The organism is Streptomyces griseus subsp. griseus, from assembly GCF_003610995.1.
Classification (GTDB): domain Bacteria; phylum Actinomycetota; class Actinomycetes; order Streptomycetales; family Streptomycetaceae; genus Streptomyces.
The window spans coordinates 591,540-605,115 of the sequence record NZ_CP032543.1; the positions used below are offsets into that span (position 1 = coordinate 591,540).

Consider the following 13,576-nt stretch of genomic DNA (forward strand, 5'->3'; position numbering starts at 1 on the left):
GTCATCACATGGAAAGGTAAAGTGTGAGGACAGCCGTCGTCAATGGGTCGGCAGGCAACAGAGCGGAGAGGAAGGCGAGTTGGCAGAGCGGAGCTGGGGCGGCACCAAGCTCGCCGACCGTCGCGCGGCCCGTCGGCTGACCTTGCTGGACACCGCCGAGCGCCTGGCCGGCGAGGAGGGGTGCGCGGCCGTCACGGTCCGGTCCGTCTGCCGGCAGGCGCGCCTCACCGACCGCTACTTCTACGAGAGCTTCACCGGGCGCGACGATCTGCTCCTCGCCGCCTTCGAGCGGGTCGCCGACAAGGCCAGGAACGCCTTGGAGCAGGCCGTGGCGCTCAGCGACCCGCGGCAGGAGGAGGTCAGGGCCCGGGCCGCCGTCTCCGCCTTCGTCGCCCTCGTGCTCGACGCGCCGCACAAGGGCCGGCTGCTCCTGCTGGAGCCCTTCGCGGACCCGGTGCTCGGGGCCCACAGCCACCGCCTCATGCCGGTGTTCACGGACCTCGTCGGCGGCCAGCTCTCCCGGGCGGGGGACGACATCGAACGCCGGATGGCCGCGCACGCCCTGGTCGGCGGCCTGGCGAGCCTCTTCGCGGGATGGCTGCACGGCACGCTCGACGTACCGCGCGAACGGCTGGAAGCACACTGCGTGGCGCTGGTGCTGGCGGCTACGGCGTCCCGGGGGTAGCCCTCCCCCGGCGCGACGAGCGGGAAGTGACCGCAGGTCCGGCCGGTCCACCCGTGCGAGGCACGGGCGCCGCACCGTCACGTAAAACGAACAAGGTGAAAGATTAAACAACTACCTTCTCAATCACTTTCCCACTCAGTACGGTTGGGGACCCATGAGTCCCCCCATCGCCCCCGTGGGCTGGAGTCGCTGGCTGGTGCCGCCCGCCGCTCTCGCGATCCACCTCTCCATCGGTCAGGCCTACGCCTGGTCCGTGTTCAAACCGCCGCTGGAAGACGCGCTCGGCCTGAGCGGCACGCAGAGCGCGCTCCCCTTCCAGCTCGGCATCGTCATGCTCGGCCTCTCCGCCGCCTTCGGCGGCACACTCGTGGAGCGCCGAGGGCCGCGCTGGGCCATGACGGTCGCCCTCGTCTGCTTCTCCTCCGGCTTCCTGCTCTCCGCGCTCGGCGCCGCGACCGAGCAGTTCTGGCTGATCGTGTTCGGGTACGGCTTCGTCGGCGGCATCGGTCTCGGGATCGGCTACATCTCGCCCGTCTCGACGCTGATCAAGTGGTTCCCGGACCGGCCCGGCATGGCCACGGGCATCGCCATCATGGGTTTCGGCGGCGGTGCGCTGATCGCCTCACCGTGGTCGGCCCAGATGCTGGAGTCCTTCGGCAGCGACAGCTCCGGCATCGCGCTGGCCTTCCTCGTCCACGGACTGTCCTACGCCGTGTTCATGCTGCTCGGCGTCCTTCTCGTACGGGTGCCACGCCCGGCCGGCGAGAAGCGGGCGGCGGACGGTGCTCCCGCGGCGCCGGCCGGGCCCCAGGTGTCTGCGCGGCAGGCGCTGCGCACCCCGCAGTTCTGGCTGCTGTGGGTCGTGCTCTGCATGAACGTCACCGCCGGGATCGGCATCCTGGAGAAGGCCGCGCCGATGATCGCGGACTTCTTCGCGGACACCTCCACGCCCGTGTCGGCGACCGCCGCTGCCGGATTCGTCGCCCTGCTCTCCGCGGCCAACATGGCCGGCCGCATCGGCTGGTCCTCCACCTCCGACCTGATCGGGCGCAAGAACATCTACCGCGTCTACCTCGGTGCGGGCGTCGTCATGTACGCGCTCATCGCCCTGGTGGGCGACTCGTCCAAGCCCCTGTTCGTCCTGTGCGCGCTGGTCATCCTCTCCTTCTACGGAGGCGGCTTCGCGACGATCCCCGCCTACCTCAAGGACCTCTTCGGCACCTATCAGGTCGGGGCGATCCACGGCCGCCTCCTCACCGCCTGGTCCACCGCCGGTGTGCTGGGGCCGCTCATCGTGAACTGGATCGCCGACCGGCAGGAGGAGGCCGGAAAGCACGGCGCGGAGCTGTACGGGACGTCGCTCGTCATCATGATGGGCCTGCTCGTGATCGGCTTCGCCGCCAACGAGCTGGTGCGCCCGGTCCACCCGTCCCACCATCTCGACGCCGCCACACCGGAGAAGGGAGCGCCCGATGTCCGACGCCAGCAGTCAGAGTCCGCCTGATGTGGACGACGGCACCGGCGGGCCGAGGCCGCCCGGGGTCAAGGACCGGCGGCCGCTGATCGTCTTCACCTGGCTGTGGGTGGGCACCCCGCTCGCGTACGGGCTGTACGAGCTGGTCCGCAAGGCGACCCAGCTGTTCACCGACTGAACCGAGGCCGGGCCCGGCGGACCGGGCCCGGCCTCGGGCGTCGTCGGCGGGTGCCGTCGGCGGGTCAGCCCACCAGGTCCGGGGCGCGCAGCATGGCGGACGGGATGCCCCACGCGTCCACGAGGTCGCCCGCGAGGGGGCGGACCTTGCGGCAGAGGTCGTTCACCTCACGGGTGATCGCCTTGGACCGCTGGACGGTCAGCCGGCCGTGCTCCATGAACCACGCCCGGTCCGCCTCGATCGTCGACAGGGCGAACAGATCGCACAGCAGCCCCAGCGCGACCTTGTTGCCGCCCTCGGGCAGCGTACGCATCGTGTCGACGAACGCCTCCAGGACCAGCCTCTCGACGTGCGCGTGGGCGACGGCGATGACGTGGTCCTGCGCCTCGGAGAAGACCGCTCCGGGGTCGCGCTTCTGGTCGACCCCCGCCTTGAGCCTGCGGGCCACCCCGGCGAGCATGTGCTCCTCGCGGTAGCGGAACATGGCCAGCTGGTACTCCGAGTCCAGCAGGCCGGCTTCCTGGTCCCACTCGTCGCCGCCCGGCAGCAGATCGCGAACCCGTTCGAGCAGCTTGTGGGCCGAGGTCTTCTCGATGACCGTGTCGACGGCGAGGCCGGTGACGTAGCGGACCATGCCGAGCTGGTCCAGGTCCTCGAACTCGCTCGCGTAGTCGGTGAGCAGGCCCTTGGCCACGAGCTGGAGCAGGACGTGGTTGTCGCCCTCGAAGGTGGTGAAGATGTCGCTGTCGGCCTTGAGGGCGGCGAACCGGTTGACGGCGAGATAGCCGGCGCCGCCGCACGCCTCGCGGCACTCCTGGATCACCCGGGTGGCGTGCCAGGTGCCGAGCGCCTTGGTCCCGGCGGCCCGGGCCTCCAGCAGGCGCCGCCCCTGCGGGTCGTCCTCCGCGCCGGAGAAGACGTCGTGCAGTTGCGTGCGTACGACGTCCTGGGCGAAGTGGAGAGCGTACGTCTGCGCGATGAGCGGCAGCAGCCGGCGCTGGTGCATCCCGTAGTCGAGGAGCAGCTGCTCCTCCTCCTGGGAGCCCGCCGCGAACTGCCGGCGCCGCAGGGCGTACTTCGTGGCGATGGTGAGGGCGACCTTGGCGGCGTTGACCCCGGCGCCGCCGACGCTGACGCGGCCCTGGACCAGGGTGCCGAGCATGGTGAAGAAGCGGCGGTCGGGGTTGTCGATCGTGCTCTCGTAGACGCCCTCCGGGGTGACGTCGGCGAACCGGTTGAGCAGCGCCTCGCGGGGGACCCGCACGCCGTCGAAGCGGATGCGCCCGTTGTCCACGCCGTTGAGGCCCATCTTGCGGCCGTCGTCCTCGATGTGGACGCCGGGCGCCGCCTCCCCGCCGGCCCGGATCGGCACGACCAGGGCGTGCACGCCCCGGGACTCCCCGCCCACCTCCAGCTGGGCGAAGACGACCGCCAGCTCACCGTGGCGGGCCGCGTTGCCGATGTAGTCCTTGCGGGCCTGGTCGCCCTCGGTGGTGATGACGAACTCCTGGGCGGCGGCGTCGTACCGCGCGACGGTACCGAGGGCCTGCACGTTGGAGCCGTGCCCGGTCTCGGTCATCGCGAAGCAGCCCATCAGCTCCCCGGTGATCAGGTCCGGCAGATAGGTGTCGTGGTGGCGTTCGGTGCCCAGGTGCAGGATCGCGCCGCCGAAGAGCCCGAACTGGACGCCGACCTTCACCAGCACCGACAGATCACCGAAGGCGAGCGTCTCGAACGCGGCGATCGAGGCCCCGACGTCACCGCCTCCGCCGTACTCCTTCGGGAAGCCCATGCCGGTCTGGCCCGTCGCCGCCATCCCGACCACGAGTTCGCGCACCCGTTCGCGGAACGCGTCGATGGAGAGCTCGTCGGCCTCTTCCAGGACCGAGGCGTACGTCACCAGGTTGGTGCGGACCAGATCGCGGACTGCCGCGTACTCGCCGTCCAGGACCTCGGTGAGGGCCTGGACGTCGAGTTCCGGCTGCACATATCCGTCGGGGGCGGTGGGTGTTCTGTCGGTGCTCATAGCCTCTGGCTACCCCGACCGGCAGCGATCACGCGATACGTCACGCGGCGCCGTCGAGTACCTCACGCAGACGGCGGGCGAATTCGTCCGGCTTCCCCGGGTAGCCGAACTCCCCGTCGAGGAATCCACCGTGATGGCTCGGGAACACGGTCGCCCGCTGCCCGAGCAGTTCGGCGGTCGCGACAGCGATACGCCCGGTCTGGACGCCCTCGGACTCCTCCCCCACCGCGATCACCACGCGGGTGGCGGCACCGGTGAGCGCCTCGACGTCCGGCCGATGGTCACTGACCGCCCAGGACCGGTCGGACAGCAGCGGATCGTCGCGCGATCCGTCGTCCTCGGTGGGCATCCCGAACGCGGCCGGGTCGGGCTCCGGCCGGTCGAAGTACGCGTCGGTGAACTCGCCCTCCCAGGAGGTCATGGCCACGAAGGCGGCCATTCCGGCCCCCCAGCCCCGCTTCTCGTACGCCTCCCGGACGGCGGCGCGGGCCCGCACGGCGGCCGGACCGTCCGGCGTGAGGGTGATGAGCGGCGGCTCGTGGGCGACCAGGACGGTCAGATCACCGGGGTATCTGGCCACGAGCGCGAGTGCGGTGACCGCTCCCCCACTGCTGGCGAACATCTCGACCGGACCGGCAGCGAGTCCCTGGATCAGGGCGTGCACGTCATCGGCCTGGGTCTCGGGGGTGTGGTCGGCCCGGCCGTCCCTGCGGACGCTGCGGCCGAGCCCGCGCGGGTCGTAGGTGACCACGGTCCGGTCGGGGAACCGGGCGGCGAGCGCGGCGAAGCCGGTGGCGTCCATGGGCTGCCCGATCATGAGCAACGGGGGGTGCCCGTCGGTGGTGGGGAGCGGCCCGTGGACGTCGTACACGAGATCGGCATCGGCGGTGGTGAGCGTGTGGGTCTTCATACCTGGGCAGACTGTCCCCGGCCCGAGAACTCACCGGTCCGGACCAGAGTCTGTGGACGCCGCCGCCCGCATTCCGTGCCGCCGGGGTTCAGCCCCCGTCCGGGCGGGCGTGCACGCTGACGGCGTAACCGCCTCCCGGGACGTAAGGGGCTCCCCCCAGGTGGCGTAGCGCTGCCGCAGGGTCAGTCCGGCCCCCGCGCACCATCCGTCGAACTCCGCCAGCCCGAAGGGCGCTTCGGGCAGCGGCAGGTGTGCGGCGTCCAGCCCCATGCCCGTGACCAGCAGACCGCCGGGCCGCAGTGCGGCCGACAGCTGCCCGATCACCGCCGCCTCGGTGCCCGGGGCCAGGAGAGGGATGACGTTTCCGGCGGCGAGGACCAGGTCGAAGTCCGGTTCCAGACCGAGGGTGTCCGTACGGGCCAGGTCCCCGAGGAGCCACTCCTGTGCGGGGGCCTCGCGGCGGGCGACGGCGAGCATCGAGGCGTCGACGTCCACGCCGGTGCAGTGATGGCCCAGCTCGGCAAGCCGGATCGCGATCCGCCCGGTGCCGCAGCCGGCGTCGAGCACCCGGGCGCCGGGCTCCAGCAAAGCGGCGCAGAACGTGGCCTCGCCGTGGACGTCCTGCCCCGATGCGGCGAGCCGCGCGAAACGCCGGGCGTACGACTCCCCGGCCTCTCCGCCGGTCAGTTCCGCCCAGCGGTCCCGTTTGCCGGTCATGTCCGTGTGCCTTCCCGTCAGCCCCGCGCTCCCGTGGGAGCGGCTCCTTACCTGTCAGAGCCTAGAACCCGCCCGGACCCCCGGACCCATGGGACCAGCAGGTGCGCGCCGCCGACGTACCCGGTGAGCGTGCCGGTCGGCGGCAGCAGCAGGCCGGGGATCGCGTGCCGCACCGCGATGATCGACGTACTGCTGCCGCCGCTCGCCTCGGAGCTGGTCACCGCGCCGGACCTCATCGGCTGGACGGCCGGTCCCGCCGTGGCTGCGAAACCCTCCCTTACCGCACCGACGAGGAGGCCACGCGGCTCGGAGGCGACGGCGCTGCCCCGGGCCTGACACCCGCAGACGAGCCGCGGCCGGGGCCCTCAGGCGATCGGCGGGCGCGACCAGGGTTCTCAACCGGCCGTTCCCACCGCCCTCTTCACCAGCTCCCGCACCTGGCGCACGATGTCCGAGCGGTTGCGCTCGAACTCCGGGTCGGTGACCCCGCCCGTCGCCGGGTCGGTGTTCCCCGCGCCGAACTGCAGGACCGGGGTGTGCAGATGGCCGCCCGGCAGCTTCGACAGCCCCAGCCGGTCGCGCAGCAGGGTGACCCGGTAGGCGATCTCGTTGGAGAGGTAGTCGCCGCCGCCCCCGGCTCGCGCGGTCGATCCCGGGGTGGGCCCGTCCGGCCTGGTCACCGGCTGGGTGGCGCCCGCCGGGATCTCGGTGACCTCGGTGTTGTCGTAGACCGGGAAACGGCCCGTCCCCGCTTCGGTCAGCGTGCGGTACGGGAGGGTCGTGGAGGTCCACTGCGGCTGCGAGGCGGGGTCGGTGACCGGCACCGTTCCGGTCGACGCCACGTTCTCGTTGTCGGGGAAGCCGCCACGCCAGGCGCCGTTGGTGCGCTCCACGTCGAACCGGCCCTGGCGGCCCTGGCTGACGGTGGTGAACAGGTCCACATGCGGCAGCTGGCGGGCGAGGGCCCGCTCCACGGTCCCCTCGGCGAAGTCGGCCCAGCGCACGGGGAAGACGACGGTTTCGATCCGGGCGGGACCCTCGGAGGTCTGCACCAGGGTGCCGTCCAGGGCGAGCGCGCTCGCGCCCGACGGGTTGCCGATCCGGACGTCCCTGTCCAAGGTGAACGGATCGAAGCCGGTGACGAGGACCCGCTTCACCTGACGGCCCGGACGGCGTATGTCGTCCTGGCCGCGCGAGGAGGTCTCCAGAGCGGTGTGCAGGGCCTTGCGCTGCCGCTCGTCCAGCCCGAACCGGGGTGTCCAGGCGCGCAGTTCGCGGCTGAGCGCGAGCCGGGCCCAGTACAGCGGACGGTCATCGCCCCGGCTCAGATCACCCGTGGCGGGTCCACGCCCCTGCGCACGGTCCACGGCACGCCGCCACAGCGCCGAGCCGTGCCGGGCCACCGATCGCTCCGCCTGCGCGTAACTACGGGACCTCTTGAGGTCGTGGGCGAAGCGCGGGGCGAGGGCGTCGAATCCGCTGCGGCGCAGGATCTCCTGCGGGGCGGCCCGGTCCAGGCGTTGCTCCTCGACGGTGGGCGGCGCGGCGCTGCGGGCGGTCCCGGCGGAGGACGCGGTGGCGGGCAGGGCGGAGCCCGCGAGGACGAGCAGGAGCGTCACACCACCCAGGCCGAGCCGGGTGGTTGCGGGGAACTGGTGTGTCACGTGGGCCCTTTCGGCAGAGCGGAACGGTCGGTCCCGCGCAGTATCGCGGCACCACCTCGGGCGACGCCATGGGGCATCAGCTCGGTTGGGGCGCCCGGCCACCTGCCGCCGGGTGCGCGCAGCCAGACGAACCGTACGACCGGCGCACCTGCCGCGAACCGCCTCCGGCCGTCCCGCGTCGTACGTCGCCAGTGTGCCGGCCTGCCCCCCGGGACCTCCCGGCCGCCACGCACTGCGGCGACCGACGGGGCGACCGGACTCCTTCGTGGAGAGGGCCTACAGCGGACTGGCAAGGCGTCGATGCAAGGCAAGCCGTGCGGGAGCGCCGGGGCGGTCGCCCGTGCCAGGCCGGGCGCCACGGGAAGCAGCGTCGGCGCCCCTGCTGTCAGGGCGGACAGAACTGCCGACGCCATGCCCGCCCGCCGTACGTGGGGCCGACCGGTCAGCGCTACGGCACCCGGCGCCCCGCCGACACCGAAGGAGCCAGGCATCCACCCCACCGACGAGGCTCCCCCAGCCCCGTTGGCCGGCCAGGACGATCAACGCCAGGCTCACCGGCCCGGAGAAGCACAGGTCGCTCAGGCCTATGACGGCCAGCAGCGGAGTCAGCACCGAGTGGCGCCGTAGGTAACGCAGACCGTCCCGAAGGTCCGTCCAGGCAGGCTTGTCCGTCTCGGCTCCTCGGCGCCCGTCAGCGGACGGATGCGTACCGCCGGCCACCTCGCGACCGCTGACGACGACGGGCCGACCCAGCAGAACGAGGACAGCACGGACCTACGAACACCGGCACGCAACCGGATCCGCACAGGGCGTGGATCCGGCCACCATCAGGCGCAGTCCGGGCACACCCCCCGGTAGGTGATCTCCGCCGAACCCACGGTGAACCCGAACCGCTCGGTCTCGGGCAGGTCGCCGAGGGCGTCGCCGACCGGGTGGACGTCGCGGACCGTGCCGCAGCCGGAGCACACCAGGTGCTGGTGGGGGTTCCGCGCGTTCGGGTCGTAGCGCTTGGCCCGGCCCACCGTGGAGACCTCCAGCACCTCGCCGAGCGTGACGAGCTCTCCCAGCGTGTTGTAGACGGTCGCACGGGAGATCTCGGGCAGTCGGGCGGCGGCCCGAAGATGCACCTCGTCCGCCGTGAGGTGCACGTGGTCGCCGTCGAGGACCTCCGCGACGACACGTCGCTGCGAGGTCAACCGCCAGCCACGGCTCCGCAGCCTCTGAAGGAGGTCGCTCATCCTGTCTCACCTGCTCCGGTCCGCGGGGGGCGTGCGGCCCCGGAGGGTCCGACACGCCGAGCCTGGTCGTTATCGTTTTAGCGCACTTCTTGACTTGGACGAAGTCCATCGTAGGATCGATCCCGGCGACATCCAAGAGACAGGAAGAATCCGGTACGGCAGCAGAGACACGTGACGGGACACCGCCGGTCGAGAGCGCAACGCCGCCCGCCGTCCTCGTCGCATCGCCCGGGACCCGTCGGTCCGGTGATCCGCGAGGCGTTCGAACGGCCCGCGGCGAGACCCTGCCCCCAGCGTGCCCCTTCTGCACGGCCCGAATCCTCCTCCCCCGTTCAGCGCTCCACGACCCGCCGGGTCCGGAAGGATTTCTCATGACCGACAACCACGAGTCGCATGTCTTCGATCCCGTCACCCCGGATTCGCCTGAGACGGCCATCCCTGAGGTGCCCGAGGCGCAGGCGAGCGGGTGCCCCGTGGCCCACGGCCGCGCGCCGCACCCCACTCAGGGCGGGGGGAACCGCCAGTGGTGGCCGGACCGCCTCAACCTGAAGATCCTCGCCAAGAACCCCGCCGTGGCGAACCCGCTCGGCGAGGACTTCGACTACGCGGCCGCGTTCCAGGCACTCGACCTGCCCGCGGTGAAACGGGACATCGCCGAGGTGCTCACCACCTCGCAGGACTGGTGGCCCGCCGACTTCGGCAACTACGGCCCGCTGATGGTCCGGATGGCCTGGCACAGCGCCGGCACGTACCGCATCAGCGACGGCCGCGGTGGCGCGGGCGCCGGTCAGCAGCGCTTCGCCCCGCTGAACAGCTGGCCGGACAACGGCAACCTGGACAAGGCCCGCCGTCTGCTGTGGCCGGTCAAGAAGAAGTACGGCCAGGCGCTGTCCTGGGCCGACCTGCTGATCCTCACCGGTAACGTCGCCCTGGAGACCATGGGCCTGAAGACCTTCGGCTTCGCCGGCGGCCGCGAGGACGTCTGGGAGTCGGAGGAGGACGTCTACTGGGGCCCCGAGACCACCTGGCTGGACGACGAGCGCTACACCGGCGACCGTGAGCTGGAGAACCCGCTCGGCGCCGTCCAGATGGGCCTGATCTACGTCAACCCCGAGGGCCCCAACGGCAACCCGGACCCGATCGCGGCCGCCCGCGACATCCGCGAGACCTTCCGCCGGATGGCGATGAACGACGAGGAGACCGTCGCCCTCATCGCCGGTGGCCACACCTTCGGCAAGACCCACGGCGCGGGCCCGGCCGAGAGCGTCGGTGCGGACCCCGAGGGTGCCCCGCTGGAGGAGCAGGGCCTCGGCTGGCGGAGCTCGTACAAGACGGGCAAGGGCGGGGACGCCATCACCAGCGGTCTGGAGGTGACCTGGACCAGCACCCCGACCACGTGGGGCAACGAGTTCTTCCACAACCTCTTCGCCTACGAGTACGAGCTGACCAAGTCGCCGGCCGGCGCGCACCAGTGGGTCGCCAAGGACGCGGAGGCGACCATCCCGGACGCGCACGACGCGTCGAAGAAGCACAAGCCGCAGATGCTCACCACCGACCTGTCGCTGCGCTTCGACCCGGCGTACGAGCAGATCTCGCGGCGCTTCCACGAGAACCCGGAGGAGTTCGCGGACGCCTTCGCCCGCGCCTGGTACAAGCTGACGCACCGTGACATGGGCCCGGTCCAGCGCTACCTGGGCTCCGAGGTCCCGTCCGAGGTGCTGCTGTGGCAGGACCCGCTGCCCGCGCGCACCGAGGAGCCGCTGGACGCCGCGGAGACCGCCGCACTCAAGGAGCAGGTGCTCGCCACGGACCTGACGGTGGCGCAGCTGGTCTCGGCCGCCTGGGCCTCGGCCGCGTCCTTCCGCGGCAGCGACAAGCGCGGCGGCGCCAACGGCGCCCGGGTCCGTCTGGAGCCGCAGCGCGGCTGGGCGGCGAACGACCCGGACGAGCTGGCCCAGGTCCTGCGCGCCCTGGAAGGCGTCAAGGAGTCCTTCGACGCCAAGGGCGGCAAGAAGGTGTCCCTGGCCGACCTGATCATCCTCGCGGGCAACGCGGCGGTCGAGCAGGCGGCCAAGGACGCCGGCGTCGAGGTCGAGGTGCCCTTCACCGGGGGCCGGGTCGACGCCACGCAGGACCAGACGGACGTCGAGTCCTTCGCCGCCCTGGAGCCCGCGTACGACGGCTTCCGCAACTACGCCGGCAAGGGCACCCGCCTGCCGGCCGAGTACCTGCTGCTGGACCGGGCCAACCTGCTGACGCTGAGCGCCCCGGAGACCACGGTCCTGGTGGGCGGTCTGCGCGTGCTGGGCGCCAACAGCGGAGGCTCGACCCACGGCGTCCTCACCGACCGCCCGGGCACGCTGACGAACGACTTCTTCGTGAACCTGCTGGACCTGGGGATCACCTGGAAGTCGACGTCGTCGGCGCAGGACGAGTTCGAGGCCCGCGACGCGTCCGGCAAGGTCAAGTGGACCGGCACCCGTGCCGACCTGGTCTTCGGCTCCAACTCCGAGCTCCGCGCCCTCGCCGAGGTCTACGCGAGCGACGACGCGCGGCAGAAGTTCGTGACGGACTTCGTCGCCGCCTGGACCAAGGTCACGAACCTGGACCGGTTCGACCTGGTCTGATCACTCCGGCTGAGGGGCCGGTGCGTACGCGCACCGGCCCCTCAGCCCTTCCGCACGGCGAGGGCGGCTCGGACGGTGTCCGGGCCGCCCTTTGCGCGCCGCCCCGTCCCGGTTCCCTAGGTTTGGTACCTTTCACTGGACACGTAAATCGATCGGATGTTCGTTTTTCGGATCTCCGAAACGTCCGTTGTCGGCAGTAGACGCCCCACGTTCTCCGACGTGCGGCGGGCCTCTCCATCGGACCGGGTGAACCACATGGCAGGAACCGACCACGAGAAGGCGCTGGACACCGCGCTCGCACAGATCGAGCGGAAGTTCGGCAAGGGCGCGGTGATGCGCCTCGGTGAGCGGCCCGACGAGCCCATCGAGGTGATCCCCACGGGATCGACGGCCCTGGACGTGGCGCTGGGCGTCGGCGGTCTGCCGCGTGGCCGTGTGGTGGAGGTGTACGGGCCGGAGTCCTCCGGTAAGACGACGCTGACGCTGCACGCCGTGGCGAACGCGCAGAAGCTCGGCGGTTCGGTGGCGTTCATCGACGCCGAGCACGCGCTGGACCCGGAGTACGCCAAGAAGCTCGGCGTGGACACGGACAATCTCATCCTGTCCCAGCCGGACAACGGCGAACAGGCGCTGGAGATCACCGACATCCTCATCCGCTCCGGCGCGATCGACCTGATCGTGATCGACTCCGTCGCGGCCCTGGTGCCCCGTGCGGAGATCGAGGGCGAGATGGGCGACTCCCACATGGGTCTCCAGGCCCGTCTGATGAGCCAGGCCCTCCGTAAGATCACCAGCGCCCTCAGCCAGACGAGGACCACGGCGATCTTCATCAACCAGCTGCGCGAGAAGATCGGGGTGTTGTTCGGTTCGCCGGAGACCACGACCGGTGGCCGGGCGCTGAAGTTCTACGCGTCGGTGCGTCTGGACATCCGGCGGATCGAGACGCTGAAGGACGGGACCGACGCGGTCGGCAACCGGACCCGGGTCAAGGTCGTCAAGAACAAGGTGGCGCCGCCGTTCAAGCAGGCGGAGTTCGACATCCTCTACGGGCAGGGCATCAGCCGTGAGGGCGGGCTGATCGACATGGGCGTGGAGCACGGCTTCGTCCGCAAGGCCGGCGCCTGGTACACGTACGAGGGCGACCAGCTCGGCCAGGGCAAGGAGAACGCCCGCAACTTCCTCAAGGACAACCCCGACCTCGCCAACGAGATCGAGAAGAAGATCCTCGAGAAGCTCGGCGTCGGCGTCCGGCCGGAAGCCGCGACCACCGAGGGCACGGCCCCCTCCCCGATCCCTGACGGCGCCCGGGCCTCGGCGGGGACCACCGCCTGACGGACGGGGTACGGTCAGGCCGGGCCCCTCCCCGGCGGCCCGCCCACCACCGTGAGCAGGTCCACGACGAAGATCAGCGTCGAGTGAGCCGGGATCGAGGCGGAGGGCGACTGCTTGCCGTAACCGAGCCGCGGGGGAACGATGATCTCGCGTCGGCCGCCGGCCTTCATCCCCCTCACCCCCCGGTCCAGGCCCTTGATGACCCTGCCGCCGCCCACGGCGAACTTGAACGGCCGGCCGGACTCCCAGGAGGAGTCGAACTCCCTCCCGGACGCGAACGTCACCCCTGCGTAGTGGACTTGGACGACCCTGCCCGGCCGCACCTCGGCGCCGTCCCCGACCACGAGGTCCCGGATCGTCAGTTCGGTGGGCGCATCGCCCTCCGGCACCTCGATCACAGGTTTCGTCAGTTCGCTCATCACGGTCCCTTCGCTCGCCGGCCGGGGCCCCTCGCACGGACCGACCGGGCACATGGACACTCCATGTGGCAGACGATCACGCTACGCCGGGACTCCCCCTTTCCCGTCCCGCTAGCCCAGGAAGCTCAGCCGCACCCGACGCTCCGGGTTGTCCCTGTTCGTGTCCACCAAACTCCGTTAAGGCAACCCCGAGGATAGCCCCGCCTATCGACTTCGGCGATGGAAGCCCTTGGCGGCGCGCGCAGGGGCGGGTGGGTTCGTTGCCCTCGCCAGCCCTCTCACCTCCGCTGAGGAGCGCATCGCGGG

11 protein-coding genes and 1 pseudogene are annotated in these 13,576 nt (G+C 71.3%); 6 read left to right on the plus strand and 6 right to left on the minus strand.

Translation table 11 applies throughout. The features are described from left to right. Positions 1 to 79: 79 nt before the first annotated feature. From D6270_RS02655 to D6270_RS32425, 3 genes are all read left to right on the plus strand, one after another. A complete protein-coding gene (locus D6270_RS02655; RefSeq protein WP_109166940.1) occupies positions 80 to 685 on the plus strand; it encodes a TetR/AcrR family transcriptional regulator in 606 nt (201 codons plus the stop codon). 154 nt (positions 686 to 839) lie between these two features. Then, positions 840 to 2,189 (plus strand): OFA family MFS transporter, encoded by a 1,350-nt coding sequence (locus D6270_RS02660; protein WP_109166939.1) that lies wholly within the window; start codon positions 840 to 842, stop codon positions 2,187 to 2,189. Then, the gene (locus D6270_RS32425; RefSeq protein WP_158650473.1) at positions 2,158 to 2,337 is read left to right on the plus strand and encodes an MFS transporter small subunit; all 180 of its coding nucleotides are present in this window, start codon (positions 2,158 to 2,160) and stop codon (positions 2,335 to 2,337) included. The genes D6270_RS02660 and D6270_RS32425 overlap by 32 nt, the downstream gene beginning before the upstream one ends. 64 nt (positions 2,338 to 2,401) lie before the next feature. Here D6270_RS32425 and D6270_RS02665 read toward each other — a convergent pair whose 3' ends face one another. From D6270_RS02665 to D6270_RS02675, 3 genes and pseudogenes are all read right to left on the minus strand, one after another. Further along, positions 2,402 to 4,363 carry an acyl-CoA dehydrogenase family protein gene (locus D6270_RS02665; RefSeq protein ID WP_109166938.1) on the minus strand — a complete coding sequence of 654 codons (1,962 nt, stop codon included), beginning with the start codon at positions 4,361 to 4,363 and terminating at the stop codon, positions 2,402 to 2,404. A 40-nt stretch (positions 4,364 to 4,403) separates the two neighbouring features. After that, a complete protein-coding gene (locus D6270_RS02670) occupies positions 4,404 to 5,273 on the minus strand; it encodes an alpha/beta fold hydrolase (RefSeq protein WP_109166937.1) in 870 nt (289 codons plus the stop codon). Between the two features lie 88 nt (positions 5,274 to 5,361). Beyond that, positions 5,362 to 5,990: pseudogene (locus D6270_RS02675) on the minus strand (class I SAM-dependent methyltransferase). Positions 5,991 to 6,113: 123 nt separating this feature from the next. On the opposite strand from D6270_RS02675, the gene D6270_RS32430 reads away from it, so the two are divergent. After that, on the plus strand, positions 6,114 to 6,326 hold the full coding sequence (locus D6270_RS32430) for a hypothetical protein (protein ID WP_158650474.1): 213 nt from the start codon (positions 6,114 to 6,116) through the stop codon (positions 6,324 to 6,326). Positions 6,327 to 6,385: 59 nt separating this feature from the next. Here D6270_RS32430 and D6270_RS02680 read toward each other — a convergent pair whose 3' ends face one another. Beyond that, positions 6,386 to 7,654 (minus strand): pyroglutamyl-peptidase I, encoded by a 1,269-nt coding sequence (locus tag D6270_RS02680; RefSeq protein WP_109166935.1) that lies wholly within the window; start codon positions 7,652 to 7,654, stop codon positions 6,386 to 6,388. 827 nt (positions 7,655 to 8,481) lie between these two features. Further along, positions 8,482 to 8,892, minus strand: coding sequence for a Fur family transcriptional regulator (locus tag D6270_RS02685; RefSeq protein ID WP_109166934.1), 411 nt, complete (start codon positions 8,890 to 8,892; stop codon positions 8,482 to 8,484). Between the two features lie 371 nt (positions 8,893 to 9,263). On the opposite strand from D6270_RS02685, the gene katG reads away from it, so the two are divergent. Then, complete coding sequence (katG, locus tag D6270_RS02690; protein WP_109166933.1) at positions 9,264 to 11,519, plus strand: catalase/peroxidase HPI; 2,256 nt, start codon at positions 9,264 to 9,266, stop codon at positions 11,517 to 11,519. Positions 11,520 to 11,774: 255 nt separating this feature from the next. Further along, a complete protein-coding gene (gene recA, locus D6270_RS02695; RefSeq protein WP_109166932.1) occupies positions 11,775 to 12,851 on the plus strand; it encodes a recombinase RecA in 1,077 nt (358 codons plus the stop codon). A gap of 14 nt (positions 12,852 to 12,865) precedes the next feature. On the opposite strand, the gene D6270_RS02700 is transcribed toward recA, so the two are convergent. Then, positions 12,866 to 13,270 carry an FKBP-type peptidyl-prolyl cis-trans isomerase gene (locus tag D6270_RS02700; protein ID WP_109166931.1) on the minus strand — a complete coding sequence of 135 codons (405 nt, stop codon included), beginning with the start codon at positions 13,268 to 13,270 and terminating at the stop codon, positions 12,866 to 12,868. Positions 13,271 to 13,576 lie beyond the last annotated feature (306 nt).

Excerpts from the sequence above, each read along its gene's own strand:
- D6270_RS02660 (WP_109166939.1), top strand. The coding sequence starts at position 840 with ATGAGTCCCCCCATCGCCCCCGTGGGCTGGAGTCGCTGGCTGGTGCCG.
- D6270_RS32425 (WP_158650473.1), top strand. The coding sequence starts at position 2,158 with ATGTCCGACGCCAGCAGTCAGAGTCCGCCTGATGTGGACGACGGCACC.
- D6270_RS02665 (WP_109166938.1), bottom strand. The coding sequence starts at position 4,363 with ATGAGCACCGACAGAACACCCACCGCCCCCGACGGATATGTGCAGCCG.
- D6270_RS02670 (WP_109166937.1), bottom strand. The coding sequence starts at position 5,273 with ATGAAGACCCACACGCTCACCACCGCCGATGCCGATCTCGTGTACGAC.
- D6270_RS02685 (WP_109166934.1), bottom strand. The coding sequence starts at position 8,892 with ATGAGCGACCTCCTTCAGAGGCTGCGGAGCCGTGGCTGGCGGTTGACC.
- katG (WP_109166933.1), top strand. The coding sequence starts at position 9,264 with ATGACCGACAACCACGAGTCGCATGTCTTCGATCCCGTCACCCCGGAT.
- recA (WP_109166932.1), top strand. The coding sequence starts at position 11,775 with ATGGCAGGAACCGACCACGAGAAGGCGCTGGACACCGCGCTCGCACAG.
- D6270_RS02700 (WP_109166931.1), bottom strand. The coding sequence starts at position 13,270 with ATGAGCGAACTGACGAAACCTGTGATCGAGGTGCCGGAGGGCGATGCG.